The organism is Lentzea sp. NPDC042327 (assembly GCF_040647275.1).
Lineage (GTDB): Bacteria > Actinomycetota > Actinomycetes > Mycobacteriales > Pseudonocardiaceae > Lentzea.
The window spans coordinates 281,593-300,422 of sequence record NZ_JBEZBX010000003.1 but is presented as its reverse complement, the minus strand read 5'-3'; the positions used below and the strand labels follow the sequence as shown (position 1 = coordinate 300,422).

The following is an 18,830-nucleotide window of genomic DNA, read 5'->3' as shown; positions in this document are numbered from 1 at the left end:
GCGCGTCACAATTCCGTAAGCACCACAACACTTTCCGCCGGTCCAGGATGGACCGCATGGATGTCGTCCTGCCCTGCCTCGACGAGGCCGCCGCACTGCCCGCCGTGCTGAGCTCCCTGCCTCCCGGACACCGCGCGATCGTCGTGGACAACGGCTCCGGTGACGGGTCTCCCGCCGTGGCCCGCGAGCTCGGCGCCCTGGTCGTGCACGAGCCCCGCCGCGGTTACGGGGCCGCCGTGCACACCGGGCTGCTGGCCGCCACCTCCGACCTCGTCGCGTTCGCCGACTGCGACGGCTCGCTGGACCTCGCCGAACTGCCGGCGATGGCCGCCCTGCTGCCGTCCTGCGATCTCGTCGTCGGCCGCCGGGTGCCGGTGTCGGCGGGCGTGTGGCCGTGGCACGCCCGCGCGGGCAACGCCGTGATCGCCTCCCTGCTGCGCCGCCGCGGCCTCGCCGTGCACGACATCGCACCCCTGCGGGTGGTCAGGCGGGAAGCGTTGCTGGCGCTGGACGTGCGGGACCGCGCGTTCGGCTACCCGCTGGAGCTCCTGGTCCGCGCGGCCGCCGCCGGGTGGCGGGTGCGCGAGGTCGACGTCGCCTACCGGCCGCGGGCCGCGGGGACGCGGTCGAAGGTGTCCGGCTCGGTGCGCGGCACGCTGCGGGCTGCGCGGGACATGGCGGGGGTGCTGCGATGAGGTTCTGCCTGCTGGTCATGGCGAAGTCCCCGGTGCCCGGCCAGGTCAAGACGCGCCTGTGCCCGCCGCTGACGCCCGAGCAGGCCGCGGAGGTGGCGGCGGCGGCGTTGCTCGACACGATCGACGCGGCCCTGGCGACTCCCGGCGCGGTGCCGGTGGTGGCGCTGGCCGGGGTGGTGCGGCGGGAGGACGTGCGGGACGCCCTGGGCGGGTGCGTGGTGGTCCCGCAACGCGGCCGGAGCTTCAACGAGAGGTTGGTGAACGCGCACGCGGACGTCGCGCGGTTCGGGCTGCCGGTGCTGCAGGTCGGCATGGACACACCGCAGGTGACGCCGTCGTTGCTGGCGTCCGCGGCGGAGTTCGACGAGGCGGCGCTCGGGTTCGCGCTCGACGGCGGCTGGTGGGCGCTGGGGTTGCGGGACCCGCTGCGGGCCTCGGTCCTGCTGGACGTGCCGATGTCGCGGGACGACACCGGGGCGCAGACGCTGGAAGCGTTGCGGGGGATGAAGGTCGACGCGCTGCCGCCGTTGTCCGATGTGGACACCGTGGCGGACGCGCTGACGGTGGCGGCGCAGGTGCCGGGGTCGCGGTTCGCGCGGGTCCTGGGGCGTCTCGGCGCGGCGTCGGCCTCGCGCGGCGCGGTGGTGGCGCGATGATGTTCGACCAGGCCCTCGACGGCCACCCCGGCTGGCTCGACCTGGCAGGCACCGCCCCGCGCCCGCTGCCGGTCGCCCGCTGGCACGCCGACGCGGACGACGGCGACGACGTCCTGCTCGACGCGTGCACCGGGCCCACCCTCGACGTCGGCTGCGGCCCCGGCCGGCTCGTCGCGGCACTGCTCGCGCGCAACGTCCAGGCGCTCGGCGTCGACGTGTCGCCCGTGGCCGTCCGGCGCACCACCGACCGCGGCGGTCTCGCCCTGCGGCGCGACGTGTTCGACCTGCTGCCCGGCGAGGGCCGCTGGCAGCACGTGCTGCTCGCCGACGGCAACATCGGCATCGGCGGCGACCCGGCCGCGCTCCTGCTGCGGGTCCGGCAGTTGCTGCGGACCGGCGGAACCGTCGTCGCCGAGGTCGAGACGCCCGGTTCCGGCCTCACGCGGGGGCAGGCGCGGGTCCGGGCCGGCGGCGAGCCCGGCCCGTGGTTCCCGTGGGCGTGGAGCGACGCCGACTCGGTGCCCGCGGACGGGTTCTTCCGGTTGTGGCACCGGGAACGGGCCGGCCGCTGGTTCGCCTGCTGGGAGCGGCTGTGAGGACCCCCGCCTTCCGGTCGCCCGCGCACCACACCGGTGTCACCAGCCGCGTCGGCACGTGGCTGGGCATCACGTTCGGCCTGTGCTTCGTCACCGGTCTGCTCAGCCACGGCGTGCAGCACGACTGGCCGTGGCCGACCCGCCCGGTCGACCTCTACCGGGTCACGCAGGGCGTGCACGTGCTGTCCGGCGTGGCCTCGATCCCGTTGCTGCTGGCCAAGCTGTGGTCGGTGTACCCGAAGCTGTTCGAGCGGCCGCTGGTCGCATCCGTGCCGCACGCGCTGGAGCGCGGCTCGATCCTCGTGCTGGTCGCGGCGTCGTTCTTCGAGGTCGTCACCGGGTTGTTCAACGCGGCGCAGAACTACCCGTGGTCGTTCTACTTCCCGGCCGCCCACTACGCGGTGGCGTGGATCGTGATCGGCTCGCTGCTCGTGCACATCGCGGTGAAGATTCCTCTCATCCGGCGTTCGCTCGAACCCGCTTCCGAGCACAGGACCGTCTTGTCCCGCCGGGCTTTCCTGCGCACGACCGCGCTCACCACCGGTGTCGCCGTGGTCGCGACAGCGGGTGTCACGGTGCCGTGGCTGCGCAAGGTCTCCGTGCTGGCTTGGCGTTCCGACGGCACGCTGCCGGTGAACCGGACCGCGCGGGCCGCGAACATCGTGGTGCCACCGGACTGGCAGCTCGAAGTCGGTGACCGCGCCTACTCGCTCGCCGAGCTGCGGGCCATGCCGCAGACCACCGTCGAGCTGCCCATCGCGTGTGTGGAGGGCTGGAGCCAGACCGCGACCTGGACCGGTGTCCGGGTGCGCGACCTGATCAGCGGCGGTGACGTCCGCGTCGAGTCGCTGGAGGAAGACGGGCTCTACCGGGCGACGACGCTGCCGGAGGCGTTCGCGCGGGACCCGCTGACCCTCCTCGCGTTGCGGCTCGACGGCGAGGAGCTCAGCCCCGACCACGGGTTCCCGTGCCGGCTCATCGCGCCCAACCGGCCGGGCGTGCTGCAGACCAAGTGGGTCACGTCCCTGGAGGTCCGGTGAGGACCGCGCTCGCCCTCGCCGGCATCGGACTCGGCGCGTGGGGTGCGTGGCTGCTGCTCCCCCAGGTCACCGCGGAGCTGCTCGCGTGGCTCGGCGGCGGTGTCGTGCTGCACGACCTCGTGATCGCCCCGCTGGTCGGTGCGTCCGGTCTCGTCGTCAAGCGCGCGTCGGTCGGCATCGGCCTGACGGTCTCCGGTGTGGTGCTGCTGATCGCGGTCCCGGTGCTGTGGCGGGAGCACAGCGGGCCGGTGAACCCCGGGCTGCACGACCGCGACTACCCCCTCGGAGTCGCGGTCGTGCTGGGCCTGGTCTGGGCGGCGGTGGCGCTACACGAGGTCGCGGCGCACCTTCAGCAGCGTCGCCGTGCCCGCGAAGAACACGACGTAGCCGACGAGGAGCAGCGCGGCGGTGGGTCCGCCCAGGTCGGTCAGCACGCCGGGGGCACCGGTGCCGCCGACCGCACCGGCCAGGTTGCCGGCCGAGCCGCCGGGCAGGACCTCGGTCAGGTCGCCGACCGGGCCGAGCAGCGACCCGACGCCGCGCAGCAGGTTCTCGACGACGATCGCCCACATCAGCCCGAGCCCGACGGCCAGCGCGGGTCCCCTGGTGAGCACGCCGAGGAACACGCCGAAGGCCGTCCACATCGCGGCGATCAGCAGTGACGCGCCCAGCGCCTCCAGGGCACCGGTGCCCGGCAGGTTCCAGTCCCAGCCCTCCAGCGACGCCACGGTGACAGCCGCGCCGAGGTCGACGACGAACGTCAGCGCCACCAGGACGACCACGACGATCCCCAACGCGCCCAGGGTGCCCGCCATCGCGGACACCCGGCGCGGACCGGCGGTCAGCGTGGTCTTCCAGGTGCCCCAGCCGTACCCGGAGCCGACCGCGAGCGCCGCCAGCACCAGGATGAGCGCGCCGCCGAACATCGGCAGGCCGCGCACGACGGCGGCACCGACGTTCTCCGGCTGCATCGCGCTGACCAGCTGCTGCTGGGTGAGGTCGCGGGTGGTGGAGCCGCCGTTGAGGGCGAGGTAGTTGAACACGTAGCCGAACGTCAGCGTCAGCACCAGCCAGAGGCCGACCAGCACCCACGTCGCCGGCCACTTCCACAGCCGCAGCAGCTCCGCCTTCACGCTGCCCATCACGCCGCTCCCGTCATCTCGAAGAAGACCTCTTCCAACGTCCGACGCAGCGGCCGGACCTCCTGCACGTCCACGTCGGCGTGCACGAGCGCGCGCACCAGCGCCCCGGCGTCCGGCTCCCGCACGTGCAGCACGTCGCCGCGCAGCTCGCTGCCCTCGATGAGCACGTGCGCCTTCTCGATCGGGTCGGCCTTGACCAGCAGTACGCTGTCGCCGCGCAGCTGCTCGACCGTGCTCTCGGCGACGAGCTTGCCGTTCGCGATCACGCCGACCCGGTCGCAGATCTCCTCGACCTCGCCGAGCAGGTGGCTCGACAGCAGCACGGTCTGGCCCTGCGCGGACAGCGCGCGCACCAGGTCGCGCATGTCGGCCATGCCCGCCGGGTCCAGGCCGTTGGTGGGCTCGTCGAGGACCAGCAGTTCCGGCCGGCCGAGCAGGGCCGCGGCGACACCGAGCCGTTGTTTCATGCCCAGCGAGTAGCGGCGGAACTTCTCGTTCGCGGCCGTGGTGAGGTCGACCTGGTCGAGTGCGGCCTCGACGTCGGCCCGGCTGGCTCCCCGGCGGGCCGCGTGCACCCGCAGGTTGTCGCGGCCGGACAGGTACGGGTAGAAACCCGGCCCCTCGATCAGCGACCCCACCTTCAGCAACGCCGCCGGGTCGCCCGGTGGCCGCCCGAGCACGGTCGCGGTGCCGCTCGTCGGCCGCACCAGGCCCAGCAGCATGCGGATCGTGGTCGTCTTGCCCGCGCCGTTGGGGCCGAGGAACCCGTAGACCTCGCCCCGCCGCACGGACAGACCGACCTCGTCCACCACGGCGCGGTCGCCGTAGCGCTTCGTCAGCTTCTCCGTCGTCACGATCATGCGGCCAAGCCTGTGCCTGGCAGAGACTCCGGTCGTCCGCTCCGGAGCGGCAGGAAGATACGCACATCTGCGTACGTCCCCGGTCGTATCGTCGGCGGCATGCGCATCAAGTGGCAGGACATCGCGCTGACCGCGGCGCTGGTGTTCTTCGGACTGGGCGGCACGCGGTTCGCCGCGCGGTGGCAGACCGGCTCGTTCGAGGTGGACGTCCTCGCGTACGTGCTGATCACCGTCGCGGCCGCCGGTCTGCTGCTCCGCTCGACCCGTCCGCTGTGGACGGTGGGGATCACGACCGCGGCCATCACGGCGTACCTGGCGATGGGGTACCCGTTCGGGCCGGTGCTGGTGAGCGGGGTCGCCGCGATGTACGCGGTGGCGGTGTACGCGCGGATCGAGCTCGCCGCCGCGAGCGTCCTGGTGTACGCGCTGGCGATCCTGCCGTGGTGGAACGACTCGGTGACGTCGTGGATCACCTGGTCGGCGGGCTGGATCCTGCTGCCCGCCGCGGCCGGTGTGCTGATGCGGCTGCGCCGGCGGTCCGCTGTGGACGTTCGCGAGCGGGCCGTGATCTCGGAACGGCTGCGCCTGGCCCAGGAGGTGCACGACGTCGTGGGCCACGGCCTGTCGGTGATCGCGATGCAGGCCGGGGTGGCGCTGTACGTGCTGGACAGGGACCCGGTGAAGGCCCGCGCGTCGCTGGAGGCGATCCGCGCCACCTCGAAGGAGGCGCTGGAGGGCCTGCGGTCCGAACTGGACACCCTGCGCGGCTCGGCACCGTTGCGGCCCACCACCTCGCTGGCCGACCTGCCGGCGCTCGCGTCCCGGATGCGCGAGGCGGGCCTGGAGGTGTCGGTGGAGGCCGACGGGGTCGCCGTGCCCGGCACCTACGAGCTGGCCGCGTACCGGATCGTGCAGGAGTCGCTGACGAACGTGCTGCGGCACGCCTCCCCCGGCGTCACGGCGGCGGTGAAGGTGTACGAGGCGCGCGGTGTGCTCGTGGTCGAGGTGAGCGACACCGGCACGCCGGGACCGGTCGAGGAGGGCCACGGCATCACCGGCATGCGGTCGCGGGCCGAGGCGCTGGGCGGCACGCTGGAGATCCGCACGACGCACGGCTTCACGGTCGTCGCACGGATACCGTTGCCCGCATGATTCGCGTGGTGGTGGCCGACGACCAGGCCCTGGTGCGGATGGGGCTGCGGACGCTCATCGAGACCGAGGACGGTGTCCAGCTCGCCGGTGAGGCCGCGGACGGGCGCGAGGCGCTGGGGTTGATCCGGTCGCTCAAGCCGGACGTGGTGTTCCTCGACATCCGCATGCCGCTGATGGACGGCCTGGAGGTGCTGCGCCGTGTCTCCTCCGACCCCGCACTGGCCGAGGTCAAGATCGTCATGCTCACGACGTTCGACCTCGACGAGTACGTGTTCGAGGCGCTGCGCACCGGCGCGTCCGGGTTCCTCGTGAAGGACTCCGACCCCGCCGACCTGCTGCGCGCCGTGCACGTGGTCGCCGACGGCGGCTCGCTGCTGTCCCCGTCGGTCACGCGCAGGGTGATCGACCGGTTCGCCTCGGGCGCGAGCGCGCGACCCGTGCCGCACCTGGACAAGCTGACCGACCGCGAACGCGAGATCATGCGGCACGTCGCGTCCGGGGCGTCCAACGACGAGATCGCGGCCACGTTGGTGATCTCCCCTGCGACGGTGCGCACGCACGTGTCGCGGGCGATGGTGAAGCTGGGGGCCCGTGACCGGGCCCAGCTCGTCGTGTTCGCCGTGCAGTCCGGCCTGACCTGAGCAGGTTTCCAGCTGTTGTGCCTGTGACGCCCCAAGTCCCCGCCCCCTGCTTTGCCGGCGTCTGCAAGGAGGGGGCGGGCAAGACTTCCGGCCCAAGTGCTCAGACGGCCGGTGGGCGGTCTTCGTACGGAGTGGACAGCACGACCGTTGTGCGGGTCGACACGTTCGCCGACTCGCGGATCTTCTGCAGCAGCTCCTCCAGCGCCACCGGCGAGGCCACCCGGACGCGCAGGACGTACGAGGCGTCCCCCGCGACCGAGTAGCAGGCCTCGATCTCCGGCAGGTGCTCCAGCCGCCTCGGGTAGTCGTCCGGCTCGGAGGGGTTGATCGGGAAGAGCGAGATGAACGCGGACATCGGCAACCCGACCTCCGCGCCGTCCAGCCGGGCCGCGTAGCCCTTCACGATGCCGCGCTGCTCCAGCCGCTTCACCCGCTGGTGCACCGCCGACACGCTCAGGCCGACGCGTTCGGCCAGGTCGGTGAAGCTGCAGCGGCCGTCGGCCGCGAGCTCCTTCAGGATCGCTCTGTCGATCTGCTCGAGGGTCAAAGCACCACCAGCTCGTGAGGTCGGTTGTTGAAGGACTCCACGCCGTCCTCCGTCGCGACGACGATGTCCTCGATGCGGGCACCCCAGCGGCCGGGCAGGTAGATGCCGGGCTCGACGCTGAAGGCCATGCCCGCTTCGAGCGGCAGCGCGTTGCCGCTGACGATGTAGGGCTCCTCGTGCACGTCCAGGCCGATGCCGTGGCCGGTGCGGTGCACGAAGTACTCGCCGAAGCCCGCGTCGGTGATGACCTGGCGGGCCACGTCGTCGATCTGCTCGCAGGTCACGCCCGGCTTGACCGCCTCGACGGCGGCCTTCTGCGCGGCCTGGAGGACGGCGTAGGTGTCCCACACGTCGTCGTGCTTCGGCTCACCCATGACGTACGTGCGGGTGGAGTCGGAGTTGTAGCCCTCGGCGACCGGGCCGCCGATGTCGATGACCACGACCTCGCCCGCTTCAATCACGCGGTCGGAGTCGCGGTGGTGCGGTGACGCGCCGTTCGGGCCGGAGCCGACGATCACGAAGTCCGCGACCGTGTGGCCCTCCTCCACGATGGCGGCGGCGATGTCCTTGGCCACCTCGCGCTCGGTGCGGCCGACGCGCAGGAACTCGCCCATGCGCGCATGCACCCGGTCGATCGCCTGACCGGCCTTGCGCAGCGCGGCGACCTCGCTCGCGTCCTTGCGCATGCGCAGCTCGCGGATGATCGGGCCGGCCAGCGACTGGGGCCCGCCGATGGCGTTGCCGAGCTTGATGGTGTGCAGGGCGGGCATCATGTCCGCCACGGCCGTGCGGTTGCCCTTGACCGCGGCCTTGACCAGCGCGTACGGGTCCTCGCCGTCGACCCAGGTGACGACCTCGACGCCGAGCTCGTCGGTCGGGATGCCCGCGTAGCCGGGCTGCTCCAGCTTCGGCACCACGAGCGTGGGCGTGCCGTCGACCGGCAGCGCGAGGCACGTGAGCCGCTCGAACGAGTCGCCACCGGCACCGATCAGGTACCGCAGGTCCGAGCCGGGCGAGATGAGGAGGGCGTCCACGCCCGCCTGCCGCGCGGCGGCGGAAGCGCGGTCGAGCCGCGCACGCAGCGCGGACACGTCGATGGGCCCGGTGATCGTTGCCATGGGCCGAAGCCTAGTAGCTTGTCGGGTTGTGAGCTCTCCCCTGGTGCTGCTCGACTCCGCGAGCCTCTACTTCCGGTCGTTCTACGCGCTGCCGGACTCGATGACCGCGCCCGACGGCACGCCGGTGAACGCCGTGCGCGGCTTCGTCGACACGATCGCCCGTGTCATCACCGACCGCGGCGCCGCCCGCCTGGTCGCGTGCCTGGACGCCGACTGGCGCCCCGAGTTCCGGGTGAAGGCGCTGCCCTCCTACAAGGCCCACCGCGTCGCTTCCGATGCCGACGACGGGTCCGAGGAGGTGCCGGACATCCTCACGCCGCAGATCCCGATCATCCTCGACGTGCTGGACGCGGCCGGCATCTGCACCGGCGAGGCCACCGGCTACGAGGCCGACGACGTGATCGGCGCCCTCGCGCACCACGAGAAGAAGTCACCCGTCGAGGTCGTCACGGGCGACCGCGACATGTTCCAGGTCGTGCGTTCCGAACCGACGCCCGTGCACGTGCTGTACGTGGGCCGCGGCTGGAACAAGGTCGAGGTTCTCGGCCCCGAGGAGCTGGCCGCCAAGTACTCGCTGCCGGTCGAGAACGCCGGCTCCGCCTACGCCGACATGGCCGTGCTGCGCGGCGACCCCTCCGACGGCCTGCCGGGCGTGGCGGGCATCGGCGAGAAGACCGCGGCGAAGCTCATCACCGAGTTCGGCTCGCTCGACGCCGTCCTGAAGGCCGTGGCCGACCCGATGGACCGCAAGCTCACCACCAAGGCCCGCAACGCCCTGATCGCCGCAGAGGAGTACCTGGCGGCGGCACCGGTGGTCGTGCGCACGGCCCTGGACGCACCGGTGGTGCTGGACCGGTCCGACGAGGTGCCGCGGGTGCCCGCCGACCCCGAGCGGTTGCGGGAGCTGACGCAGCGCTGGGGGTTGGGCTCGTCGGTGCCGCGCCTGGTGAACGCGATGGAGCGGCGCGCCTAGAAGAACGTGCCGCAGTACGGGGCCCGCGCGACGGCGAACAGCGCGTCGGCCTCGGCCAGCTTCGTCCCGGTGAGCCAGCCCGTCGCGGCGAGCTGCGAGAACGTCGTGTCCCCGAAGTAGCACGCCCCCAGCAGGTCGACCGGCACCGTGACGTCCGCGGCCGCGTCGACCCGCTCCACGCCGTCGGGCGTCACCCGGTAGCGGCCGTCGTTGGCGGGCAGCAGCCTGTCCCGCACCTCGACGACCACCGGGTCGGCGTGGCCGTACGTGCGGGCGGCGAGCATGCGCGGCACGTCGGTCAGCCGCAGCCAGACCTCGTCGAACACGTCCTTGGTCCGCACCACGCGCGGGTCCTCGAACAGCCACGTCACCGGCTCGTCGAGCGGCACCTCGCACTCGATGTGGTCGACCAGGTCCAGCCGTGCCGCGTAGCGCCACAGGTCGCGCCACGCCTCGGGGGTGGCCGCCACGAAGTCGTGGATGGACAGCCGGTGCTTGAACTCCTCCTCCGTCTTCACGACGTAGGTCAGGAAACCGTCGTCACCGCCGGGTCCGGTGTGGACGACGGTGACCGAGTTCTCCGCGTCACCCTTGCGGTCGCGGGCACGGGCCCACCAGCCGGTCCAGCGGCCGATCTGGCCGGGGCGGGTGAGGCCGAGGGTGGCGTGCAGCTCGGGCAGCAGCTCGTCGGCGGTGTCCTGGTCGAGCATCCGCACGCGACCGGTCGGCGTGCCGGGGACGACGGCTTTCCGCGCATCGATCTCGACGAGGCGGACGCGACCGGCCAGGCCGTAGCCGAAGCGGCCGTAGATGCGTCCCTCGGAGGCGCGCAGGGTGGCGACGGGGTCGGGCAGCGTGGCGAGTTGTTCGCGCATCAACGCCGTCAGCACGCCACGGCGCGTGTGGTCGGCACGCACGCCCACGCGTGACACGGCGGCATGCGGGACCACGGCGCCGCCGGGCACCACGAGAGAGGAGCCGAACGACTGCGTGGTGCCGACCATCTCGTCACCGTCGAACGCGGCGAGCACGCGACCGGGCTCGTAGGACGCCTTGATGACCTCCCACTGCTCGTCGGTGGGCGGGCCCCAGTGCATGGCGCGGCGGAACACGCCGCTGTGGGTGCGGAACTGCGCTTCGTCGGTGAGCACACGGATCTCGGTCACGACCGCGATCGTGACCCAGCACGACCACGGGCGCACCTCAGTTTCCGCACCCGCCGCCGTGAACGCGGACCAACGCGAAGAAGACCTTCCCCCGGCAACGCCGTGGGAAGGTCTTCCGGAAACTTCCGCAGGTCAGCCGGTGGGCTGGCCGACCTCGTACTCGCCGTCCTCGGTCTTGACGACGATCTTGACCTTCTTGTCCTTGCCGCCGACCTGCACCTTGCACTCGAACGAGGTGTTGGGCTTGACCTCGTTCTCGCCCGAGCAGGTCGCGCTGCCGACGTCGGAGATCTTGTACTCGTCCTTGAGGATCTGGACGATGCCGTTCTGCACCGAGGTGTTGTCGAAGACCTTCTTCTTGAAGAACGCCGGCGACACGAACCCGGTGAACAGCACACCGCCGACGATCAGCACGACGACGACCGCCGCGACCCAGATGGCCGCGCTGGACTTCTTCTTCTGCTGCACCGGCGGGCCGTAACCCGGCTGCTGGCCGTACGGGTTGGGCTGCTGACCGTACTGCTGCGCCTGCTGGCCGTACGGGTCCTGCGCCGGGTTGCCGTAGGGGTTCGACTGCGGGGCCCCCTGCGGCACGCCGTACTGCTGCGTCTGCTGCTGCGACGGGTCGAACCCGGGGTACGGCTGCTGCGGCTGGCCCTGCTGGGGCTGCTGCGGCTGGCCGTACGGGTTCTGAGCCGGGAAGCCGCCGGACGGGGTGCCGGGAGGGAAACCGCCACCGTAGGGCTGCTGCGGCTGCTGCGGCTGGCCCCAGGGCTGCTGCGGATCGTTCCCTCCGGACGGTCCGTACGGGCTGCTCATCTGTCGACCTCCGTGTGTACGACGTTGCGGCGCGATCCAACCACACCGTTGTGGTCAGTCTTCACTCCGACTCGCAAAACCTTTGTCAGGCGAACGTCACATCATCGCCACGACACCGCGCCGCAGCGCGTCGACCGCCTTCGAGGCGGCCGCCCCGACCGGGTCGCCCTTGCCGGACACGTCGCGGATCTGGTCGAGCAGGTCGATGACCTGCCGGCACCAGCGCACGAAGTCACCGGCGCCGAGCTCGTTGCCGCCCGCCTCCGCGGCGCTCAGCACCTTCTCCAGCGACTCGCCGCGCGCCCACCGGTACACCGGCCACGCGAAGCCGGGGTCCGGCTGGCGGGTGATGCGTTCGAGCTTCAGACGGCGCTCGTCGTCCTCGATCTCCGCCCACAGCCGCACGGTCTTGAGCATCGCGTCCGCGACCGGGCCCTGCGGCAACCGCGCCTCGACCGGACCGTCCCGCCGCGCCTCGTAGACCAGCGACGACACCACCGCCGCCAGCTCCTCTGGCTTGAGACCCTTCCACAGACCGTGGCGCAGGCACTCGGCGGCCAGCAGGTCCGACTCGCTGTAGAGCCTGGTCAGGCGCTTGCCGGCGGCCGTGACCTCGTCGACCTCGCTGAGGTAGCCGCGCTCGCGCAGCAACGCCCTGATCCGGTCGAACTGGCGGGCCAGCGAGTGCGTGGTCGCCGCGACCTTGCGCTCCAGCTGCTCGGTCTCGGCCAGCAGCCGGTGGTAGCGCTCCCCCCACCGGGCGTGGTCCTCGCGCTGGTCGCAGCCGTGGCACGGGTGCGCGCGCAGGGCCCGGCGCAGTGTCGCGAGCTCGGGGTCGTCGTCCGCGGTGGTCTTGCGGCGGCCGCGCGAGGGCACCGTGATGCCCGTGTTGCGGATCGTCGCGGCCAGGTCGCGCCGCGACTTCGGCGACCGCACGTCCACCTGCCTGGGCAGCCTCACGTGCCCCAGCACCTCGACCGGTGCCGGGAAGTCCGCCGACGTGAGCCGGCCCGACCAGCGGTCCTCGGTGACGACCAGCGGCCGCGCCTCGCCCAGCGGCTCGATGCCGGGGTCGATGACGACCGCGAGACCGGACCTGCGCCCCGACGGCACCGCGATCACATCGCCCTTGCGCAACGTCTCCAGCGACTTCGCCGTCTCGATCCGCCGCGCGTTCGTGTTCTGCTTCGCGAGCTGCTTCTCCCGGTCCGCGACCCGCCTGCGCAGCCCCGCGTACTCCGCGAAGTCGCCCAGGTGGCACGTCATGGACTCCGAGTAGCCCGCCAGCGCCTCCTTGTTGCGCTCGATCCGCCGCGCCAGGCCCACCACCGAGCGGTCGGCCTGGAACTGCGCGAACGACTGCTCCAGGATCTCGCGCGCGGCCGAGGCGCCCAGCTGCGACACCAGGTTGACGGCCATGTTGTAGCCGGGCCGGAACGACGAGCGCAGCGGGTACGTGCGCGTGGAGGCGAGCCCGCCGACCGCCTTCGGGTCGATGCCCGGCTGCCACACGACGACCGCGTGGCCCTCGACGTCGATGCCGCGGCGGCCCGCCCGGCCGGTCAGCTGCGTGTACTCGCCCGGCGTGAGGTCGACGTGCGCCTCGCCGTTGTACTTCACCAGCTTCTCGAGCACGACCGTGCGCGCCGGCATGTTGATCCCCAGCGCCAGCGTCTCGGTGGCGAACACGACCTTCACCAGGCCGCGGACGAACAGCTCCTCGACGGTCTCCTTGAACGCGGGCAGCAACCCGGCGTGGTGCGACGCGATGCCCCGCTCCAACGCCTCCCGCCACTCCCAGAACCCGAGCACCATCAGGTCGGCCTCTGGCAGGTCGCGGGTCTTCTCGTCGATGATCCGGCGGACCTCCTCGGTCTCCTCCGGCGTGTTGAGCCGCAACCCGGCCCGCGCGGTCTGCGCGACCGCCGCGTCGCACCCGGCCCGGCTGAACACGAACACGATCGCGGGCAGCAGGCTCGCGTTGTCGAGCCGTTGGATCATGTCGATGCGCGAGGGCGGCTTGAACCCGCTGCCGCGCGCCGGCCTGCCGGGACCACCGCCGCCACCGCGGTTGCGGCCGCGGCTGAACGGCACGTGGTAGCGCGCCAGCTCCTCGGTCTTGCGCAGCACCTGCGAGTTGATCCGCGCGTGCGTCTCGTCGCCCTCGAACAGGTCGAGCATCTGGTTGCCCACCAGCATGTGCTGCCACAGCGGCACCGGCCGGTGCTCGTCGACCACCACCGCCGTGTCGCCGCGCACCTCGACCAGCCACTCGCCGAACTCCTCGGCATTGCTGACCGTCGCGGACAGGCCGACCACCTGCACGTGCTCCGGCAGGTGCAGGATGACCTCCTCCCACACCGGGCCGCGGAACCGGTCGGCGAGGTAGTGCACCTCGTCCATCACCACGTACGCGAGGCCGTCCAGAGTGGACGAACCCGAGTACAGCATGTTCCGCAGCACCTCCGTGGTCATCACCACGATCGGCGCACCACCGTTGATGCTCGTGTCGCCCGTCAGCAGGCCGATGTTCTTCGCGCCGTAGCGCGCCGTGAGGTCGGCGAACTTCTGGTTCGACAGCGCCTTGATCGGGGTGGTGTAGAAGCACTTGCGGCCCTCGGTCAGCGCGAGGTGCACCGCGAACTCGCCCACGACGGTCTTGCCGGCACCGGTCGGGGCGCAGACGAGCACTCCGTGACCGTCCTCGAGGGCCTCGCAGGCCTGGCGCTGGAACGGGTCCAGCTCGAAGGAGATGACGGAGCCGAAGTCGGTCAGCTTGGGCCGCTGAGCGTTACGCCGTGACTGGGCGTAGGCCTCGGCCGGGGACCGCGAAGCACGTGACACCCCTCCAGGCTGTCACACACCACCGACAATTGCCGCCGAGATAGATTAACTTCAGCCCTCACTGAACCCATAAACCCCACTCCCCTCGCCAAGCCCACCGCAGTTCTTCCTGTCACGCGGGGGCCCCGCGTTCCCCTGTGGGTAACGCGGGGCCCCCGCGTGCGCCAGGAGAGTACGAAAGCTCCCCGCGTGCACTCAGAACGTGCGCTGGACGCGGTCGGCCACCAGCTTCACGAAGCGAGACGGATCGGCCAGCTCGCCGCCCTCGGCCAGCAGGGCCAGGCCGTGCAGCAGCTCGGCCGTGTCGGTCAGCGAGTCGCGTTCACCCGCGGCGAACGCCCGGTGCAGGCCCTCGACCAGCGGGTGGGACGGGTTCAGCTCCAGGATCCGCTTGATCTTCGGCAGCTCCTGCCCCATCGCCTTGTACATCTTCTCCAGCGTGGGCGTGATGTCGTGCGCGTCGCCGACCACGCACGCCGGCGAGGTCGTGAGGCGCGAGGAGAGCCGGACCTCCTTGACGCTGTCCTCCAGCAGGCCCTGCAGCCACGTGAGCAGGTCGCCGAACTCCTCGGCCTTGGCCGCGGCCGCCGACTTCTCCTCCTCCGTCTCCAGGTCCACCTGGCCCTTGGCGACGGACTGGAACGGCTTGCCGTCGAAGGAGGGCACCGACTCCGGCCACATCTCGTCGATGCCGTCGGTGAGGATCAGCACCTCGTAGCCCTTGGCGCGCAACGCCTCCATGTGCGGCGAGTGCTCCACGGCGGCGCGGGACTCACCGTTCATGTAGTAGATGTGCTCCTGGCCCTCCTTCATCCGCGACACGTAGTCGGCGAGCGTGGTGGGCGCGTCGGCCGAGTGCGTGGACGCGAACGAGCAGATCTCCAGGATGGCGTCGCGGTTGTCGGCGTCGGCGAGCAGGCCCTCCTTGAGCGCCGCGCCGACCTCGCCCCACAGCTTGGCGTAGTCGTCGGGGCGGTTGCCCTGCAACGCCTTGATCGAGGACAGCACCTTCTTCACGAGCCGGCGGCGCATCAGCTGGATCTGGCGGTCCTGCTGCAGGATCTCCCGCGAGACGTTCAGCGACAGGTCCGCCGCGTCGACGACGCCCTTCACGAACCGCAGGTACTCGGGCATGAGCTCGCGGCAGTCGTCCATGATGAAGACGCGCTTGACGTAGAGCTGCACACCGCGCCTGGCGTCGCGCATGAACAGGTCCATCGGGGCCTGCGCGGGCAGGAACAGCAGCGCCTGGTACTCGAACGTGCCCTCCGCCTGCATGCGGATGGTCTCGAGCGGCGCGTTCCAGTCGTGGCTGATGTGCCGGTAGAACTCGGCGTACTCCTCCTCGGTCACCTCGGAGGCCGGGCGCGCCCACAGCGCCTTGCGGGAGTTGATCTCCTCACCGCCCAGGCGCACCGGCCAGGTGATGAAGTCGGAGTAGCGCTTGACGATCTCGCGGATCTTCGCCGGCTCGGTGTAGTCCGGCAGCTGGTCCTCGTCGTCGGACGGCTTGAGGTGCAACGTGACGGAGGTGCCCTGCGGCGCGTCGTCGACCTCGTCGATCGTGTAGGTGCTCTCGCCGGTCGACTCCCAGCGCACGCCCTTCTCGGCGTGCGGGTGCTTCGTCACCAGCGTGACCTTGTCGGCCACCATGAACGACGAGTAGAAGCCGATGCCGAACTGGCCGATCAGGTCCGAGGCGTTGCCGGACTGCTGTTCCTTGAGCTTGCCCAGGAACTCGGCGGTGCCGGACTTCGCGATCGTGCCGATCAACCGGACGACGTCCTCGCGCGTCATGCCGATGCCGTTGTCGCGCACGGTCAGCGTGCGCTCGGCGGGATCGGACTCGATGACGATGTGCAGGTCGTCGGTGTCGGCGACCATGTCCTTGTCGCGGAAGGACTCCAGCCGGAGCTTGTCCAGCGCGTCCGAGGCGTTCGACACCAGCTCGCGCAGGAACGTGTCCTTGTTCGAGTAGATCGAGTGGATCATCAGCTGCAGCAGCTGGCGAGCCTCGCTCTGGAACTCCAGGGTTTCCATACATCCCTACCGAAAAGATCAAAGCGGACCGAACAGCCCTATAAGTTAGCGACCCACGACGGTGAGCGCGTCAGGAACCGTCCGAACGGAGATGGGCAACGCCTCTTGACGCTCGCCGTCGGCGTACGCGACCCAGCCGTTGCCCCCGGCCAACGAGACCTCACGGGCGCGGAACGTGCGCACCGCCGGATGGTCGGTGTGCCGGCCCGTGCGCAACGTGGGCAGCATCCGCACCAGCATCGAGCGGCTCGCGCGTTCCACGACGGTCACGTCGAACAAGCCGTCGGCGGCGTCGGCGTCGGGGCACACCGGGATGCCGCCGCCGTAGTTCGGCGTGTTGCCCACCGCGACCAGCGTCGCGTCCAGCGAGAACGTCTCGGACTCGGTCGTGACCAGCAGCGGAGCCGACCGCAGTGACGTGAGCTCGGCCAGCACGGCGAGGTCGTAGCGGCGCGGGCCGGCGGGCCAGCGCATCACGTTCGCCCGCTCGTTCACCGCGGAGTCGAAGCCCGCGCACAGGACCGTGGCGAACCACTGGCCGGTGGACAGCCGACCGAGGTCGAGAGTCTTCTTCGTGCCGTGGACGACGTCCTCGACCGACCGGGACCCGATGGCGTTGGCCAGGTCGTTGCCGGTGCCCGCCGGGACGATCCCCAGTGCCGTGGACGTGCCCGCGCACGCCTGGATGCCCAGGTGGGCGGCACCGTCACCGCCCAGCACGACCAGCAGGTCGACGCCGTCGGCGACGGCTTGGCGCGCCAGCGCGAGCGTGCCCCCGGCGTCGTGGGCGACGAGCTGGCGCAGCTCGGAGACGTGCGGTCGCAACGCGGCGGCGGTAGACCCGGCGATCCGGGCCGCCCGCCCCTTGCCCGACGCGGGGCAGACCAGCAGGGCCGCCCGTGTCACGTGGCGTCGTCGTAGTTCACGCGCTTCGCGGGTTCCGAAGCGACCGCCTTCTGCCCGGCGCCCTTGTCGTCGGCGTCGTTGCCGTCGGCGTCGGACGGCGTGTAGTGGAACGGGGCCGCCTCGTTGTCGTCCAGCGCGTCCCAGCCGTCGGCCGCGCGCAGCCTGGCGGCGCGCCGGTCGTGGATCCTGGCGATCTGGATGGCCATCTCGAACAGCAGCGACAACGCGATCGCCAGCGCGATCATGGAGATCGGGTCGGTGCCCGGCGTCGCGATCGCGGCGAACACGAACAGGCCCATGAGCAGGCCGCGCCGCCACTTCGAGAGCGCCTCGTAGGTGATCACGCCCGCCCGGTTCAGCATCACGACCACGAGCGGCAGCTCGAAGCTGACGCCGAAGATGAAGAGCATCGTGATGATGAACGAGATGTACTTCTCACCGGTCAGCGCGGTGATGAAGTTGTCGCCACCGAAGCTGATCAGCACCTGCAGGCCCTGCGGCACGACCCAGTACGCGAGCACCGCGCCCGCCGCGAACAGCACGGCGGCGAACGAGACGAAGGTGCGCGCGAAGTTGCGCTCCTTCGCGTACAGGCCGGGCGTGATGAACGCCCAGAACTGGTAGAGCCAGAACGGGCTGAGCAGCACCGCACCCGCCGCCGCACCGACCTTGAGCCGGATCATGAAGACCTCGAACGGCTCGGTCTGCAGCAGCTTGCAGCCCTCCTCGCCGGGGAACTTGACCCGGTAGGGCTCGAGGTCGGGCTGGCAGTAGGGGCCGGTCATGATCTCGCCCAGCGACGGGACCGGCCCCAGCCGCACGTCGAACCAGATCCAGCCGAAGATGGCACCGATCGCGATGATCAGCATCGCCAGGCCGAGCCGGTGCCTCAGCTCGTACAGGTGATCCTTGAGCGACATGGTGCCGTCGGCGTTGGCTCGACGGCGCTTGGCGCGTTCCCGGCGCTCCGCGAACCACCGGAACGGACTTGCCACCTCGGTGACCGTCCTTACGAAGTCGGAGACCGGGGGAGGTCAGTTGATGTTGTTGGCCTTGTTCTGCGCGGTCTGCTCGATCGGGGGCGCCACCTGCGGCTGCTGCACGACGGGCTGAACGGGCTGAACGGGCTGCTGCACCTGCGGCTGGGCCGGCGGCAGCTGCTGGACGGGCTGCTGCACCACGGGCTGCTGCTGGACCGGCGTGTCGTCCGCGTCCTGGTCGCGCAGGCCCTTGGTCTCCGCCTTGAAGATCTTGGCCGACTTGCCGAGCGAACGGGCCATGTCGGGAAGCTTCTTCGCACCGAACAGCAGAATGATCACCACTGCGATGATGATCAGCTCGGTGGGTCCGAGGTTACCCATTGGTGATCCTCCTGTCTCCCCCGCCACGACGATCGTACGCGGGGTCGTCCCTGGTGGGGACCTGTTCCGTGCGCCGCCGCTCGGCGAGGGCCACCTTCAGCGCTGCTGATCGCGCCTTGAGCAGGCCCACTCCGTCGCCGACCCTGTCCCCCACCAGAGTGCGGGCACTGGCGAATCGACGCAAGGATCGGAGGACCAGCCTGCCGATCACGACGAGCACGATCAGGCCGAGGACGAGCAGCGCCAGGGTCGGTGTGTACGGCACGACCCCACG

The 18,830-nt window shown here is 71.2% G+C and carries 19 protein-coding genes; 7 read left to right on the top strand and 12 right to left on the bottom strand.

Annotation, left to right across the window (positions count from 1 at the left end):
* Positions 1-56 precede the first annotated feature (56 nt).
* From AB0A63_RS09220 to AB0A63_RS09205, 4 genes are read left to right on the top strand one after another with little or no spacing between them, the layout of a single operon-like run.
* Complete coding sequence (locus AB0A63_RS09220) at positions 57-695, top strand: glycosyltransferase family 2 protein (RefSeq protein WP_360387402.1); 639 nt, start codon at positions 57-59, stop codon at positions 693-695.
* Positions 692-1,351 carry a DUF2064 domain-containing protein gene (locus AB0A63_RS09215; RefSeq protein ID WP_360387399.1) on the top strand — a complete coding sequence of 220 codons (660 nt, stop codon included), beginning with the start codon at positions 692-694 and terminating at the stop codon, positions 1,349-1,351. The genes AB0A63_RS09220 and AB0A63_RS09215 overlap by 4 nt, the downstream gene beginning before the upstream one ends.
* Positions 1,348-1,947 (top strand): class I SAM-dependent methyltransferase, encoded by a 600-nt coding sequence (locus AB0A63_RS09210; protein WP_360387396.1) that lies wholly within the window; start codon positions 1,348-1,350, stop codon positions 1,945-1,947. The genes AB0A63_RS09215 and AB0A63_RS09210 overlap by 4 nt, the downstream gene beginning before the upstream one ends.
* Entirely contained in the window at positions 1,944-2,987 is a 1,044-nt protein-coding gene (locus AB0A63_RS09205; protein ID WP_360387393.1) for a molybdopterin-dependent oxidoreductase, read from the top strand. Before AB0A63_RS09210 ends, AB0A63_RS09205 begins: the two co-directional genes overlap by 4 nt.
* A gap of 326 nt (positions 2,988-3,313) precedes the next feature.
* On the opposite strand, the gene AB0A63_RS09200 is transcribed toward AB0A63_RS09205, so the two are convergent.
* A complete protein-coding gene (locus AB0A63_RS09200; protein ID WP_360387390.1) occupies positions 3,314-4,129 on the bottom strand; it encodes an ABC transporter permease in 816 nt (271 codons plus the stop codon).
* Positions 4,129-4,989, bottom strand: a complete 861-nt coding sequence (locus tag AB0A63_RS09195; RefSeq protein WP_360387387.1) for an ABC transporter ATP-binding protein — start codon at positions 4,987-4,989, stop codon at positions 4,129-4,131. The genes AB0A63_RS09200 and AB0A63_RS09195 overlap by 1 nt, the downstream gene beginning before the upstream one ends.
* A 99-nt stretch (positions 4,990-5,088) precedes the next feature.
* Between AB0A63_RS09195 and AB0A63_RS09190 the strand changes: the two genes are divergently transcribed.
* Both AB0A63_RS09190 and AB0A63_RS09185 read left to right on the top strand, forming a co-directional pair.
* Complete coding sequence (locus AB0A63_RS09190) at positions 5,089-6,141, top strand: histidine kinase (protein WP_360387384.1); 1,053 nt, start codon at positions 5,089-5,091, stop codon at positions 6,139-6,141.
* On the top strand, positions 6,138-6,782 hold the full coding sequence (locus tag AB0A63_RS09185; RefSeq protein WP_360387381.1) for a response regulator transcription factor: 645 nt from the start codon (positions 6,138-6,140) through the stop codon (positions 6,780-6,782). Before AB0A63_RS09190 ends, AB0A63_RS09185 begins: the two co-directional genes overlap by 4 nt.
* A gap of 100 nt (positions 6,783-6,882) precedes the next feature.
* On the opposite strand, the gene AB0A63_RS09180 is transcribed toward AB0A63_RS09185, so the two are convergent.
* Positions 6,883-7,329, bottom strand: a complete 447-nt coding sequence (locus tag AB0A63_RS09180; RefSeq protein WP_360387378.1) for an Lrp/AsnC family transcriptional regulator — start codon at positions 7,327-7,329, stop codon at positions 6,883-6,885.
* The gene (locus tag AB0A63_RS09175; RefSeq protein WP_360387375.1) at positions 7,326-8,447 is read right to left on the bottom strand and encodes a Xaa-Pro peptidase family protein; all 1,122 of its coding nucleotides are present in this window, start codon (positions 8,445-8,447) and stop codon (positions 7,326-7,328) included. The genes AB0A63_RS09180 and AB0A63_RS09175 overlap by 4 nt, the downstream gene beginning before the upstream one ends.
* Before the next feature lie 28 nt (positions 8,448-8,475).
* Here AB0A63_RS09175 and AB0A63_RS09170 point away from each other — a divergent pair, with 28 nt between their 5' ends.
* Entirely contained in the window at positions 8,476-9,420 is a 945-nt protein-coding gene (locus AB0A63_RS09170; protein ID WP_360387372.1) for a 5'-3' exonuclease, read from the top strand.
* Here AB0A63_RS09170 and AB0A63_RS09165 read toward each other — a convergent pair.
* From AB0A63_RS09165 to AB0A63_RS09130, 8 genes are all read right to left on the bottom strand, one after another.
* On the bottom strand, positions 9,417-10,586 hold the full coding sequence (locus AB0A63_RS09165) for a GNAT family N-acetyltransferase (protein ID WP_360387369.1): 1,170 nt from the start codon (positions 10,584-10,586) through the stop codon (positions 9,417-9,419). The two genes, AB0A63_RS09170 and AB0A63_RS09165, sit on opposite strands and share 4 nt — an antisense overlap.
* A gap of 132 nt (positions 10,587-10,718) precedes the next feature.
* The gene (locus tag AB0A63_RS09160) at positions 10,719-11,405 is read right to left on the bottom strand and encodes a DUF4333 domain-containing protein (RefSeq protein WP_360387366.1); all 687 of its coding nucleotides are present in this window, start codon (positions 11,403-11,405) and stop codon (positions 10,719-10,721) included.
* A gap of 96 nt (positions 11,406-11,501) precedes the next feature.
* Complete coding sequence (locus AB0A63_RS09155) at positions 11,502-14,249, bottom strand: DEAD/DEAH box helicase (protein ID WP_360387363.1); 2,748 nt, start codon at positions 14,247-14,249, stop codon at positions 11,502-11,504.
* A 195-nt stretch (positions 14,250-14,444) separates the two neighbouring features.
* Complete coding sequence (gene htpG, locus AB0A63_RS09150; RefSeq protein ID WP_360387360.1) at positions 14,445-16,289, bottom strand: molecular chaperone HtpG; 1,845 nt, start codon at positions 16,287-16,289, stop codon at positions 14,445-14,447.
* A 45-nt stretch (positions 16,290-16,334) separates the two neighbouring features.
* Positions 16,335-17,195 (bottom strand): YegS/Rv2252/BmrU family lipid kinase, encoded by an 861-nt coding sequence (locus tag AB0A63_RS09145; protein WP_360387358.1) that lies wholly within the window; start codon positions 17,193-17,195, stop codon positions 16,335-16,337.
* A complete protein-coding gene (gene tatC / locus AB0A63_RS09140) occupies positions 17,192-18,115 on the bottom strand; it encodes a twin-arginine translocase subunit TatC (RefSeq protein WP_360388362.1) in 924 nt (307 codons plus the stop codon). The genes AB0A63_RS09145 and tatC overlap by 4 nt, the downstream gene beginning before the upstream one ends.
* Before the next feature lie 114 nt (positions 18,116-18,229).
* Positions 18,230-18,556: a Sec-independent protein translocase subunit TatA gene (tatA, locus tag AB0A63_RS09135; RefSeq protein ID WP_360387355.1), complete on the bottom strand. Its 327-nt coding sequence runs from the start codon at positions 18,554-18,556 to the stop codon at positions 18,230-18,232.
* Complete coding sequence (locus tag AB0A63_RS09130) at positions 18,549-18,821, bottom strand: bacteriophage holin (protein ID WP_360387352.1); 273 nt, start codon at positions 18,819-18,821, stop codon at positions 18,549-18,551. The genes tatA and AB0A63_RS09130 overlap by 8 nt, the downstream gene beginning before the upstream one ends.
* Positions 18,822-18,830 lie beyond the last annotated feature (9 nt).

Bases quoted from the DNA above. Each gene is read 5' to 3' on its own strand.
- AB0A63_RS09220 (WP_360387402.1), top strand. From the start codon at position 57: ATGGATGTCGTCCTGCCCTGCCTCGACGAGGCCGCCGCACTGCCCGCC.
- AB0A63_RS09215 (WP_360387399.1), top strand. From the start codon at position 692: ATGAGGTTCTGCCTGCTGGTCATGGCGAAGTCCCCGGTGCCCGGCCAG.
- AB0A63_RS09210 (WP_360387396.1), top strand. From the start codon at position 1,348: ATGATGTTCGACCAGGCCCTCGACGGCCACCCCGGCTGGCTCGACCTG.
- AB0A63_RS09200 (WP_360387390.1), bottom strand. From the start codon at position 4,129: ATGGGCAGCGTGAAGGCGGAGCTGCTGCGGCTGTGGAAGTGGCCGGCG.
- AB0A63_RS09195 (WP_360387387.1), bottom strand. From the start codon at position 4,989: ATGATCGTGACGACGGAGAAGCTGACGAAGCGCTACGGCGACCGCGCC.
- AB0A63_RS09190 (WP_360387384.1), top strand. From the start codon at position 5,089: ATGCGCATCAAGTGGCAGGACATCGCGCTGACCGCGGCGCTGGTGTTC.
- AB0A63_RS09185 (WP_360387381.1), top strand. From the start codon at position 6,138: ATGATTCGCGTGGTGGTGGCCGACGACCAGGCCCTGGTGCGGATGGGG.
- AB0A63_RS09175 (WP_360387375.1), bottom strand. From the start codon at position 8,447: ATGGCAACGATCACCGGGCCCATCGACGTGTCCGCGCTGCGTGCGCGG.
- AB0A63_RS09160 (WP_360387366.1), bottom strand. From the start codon at position 11,405: ATGAGCAGCCCGTACGGACCGTCCGGAGGGAACGATCCGCAGCAGCCC.
- htpG (WP_360387360.1), bottom strand. From the start codon at position 16,289: ATGGAAACCCTGGAGTTCCAGAGCGAGGCTCGCCAGCTGCTGCAGCTG.
- tatC (WP_360388362.1), bottom strand. From the start codon at position 18,115: ATGTCGCTCAAGGATCACCTGTACGAGCTGAGGCACCGGCTCGGCCTG.
- tatA (WP_360387355.1), bottom strand. From the start codon at position 18,556: ATGGGTAACCTCGGACCCACCGAGCTGATCATCATCGCAGTGGTGATC.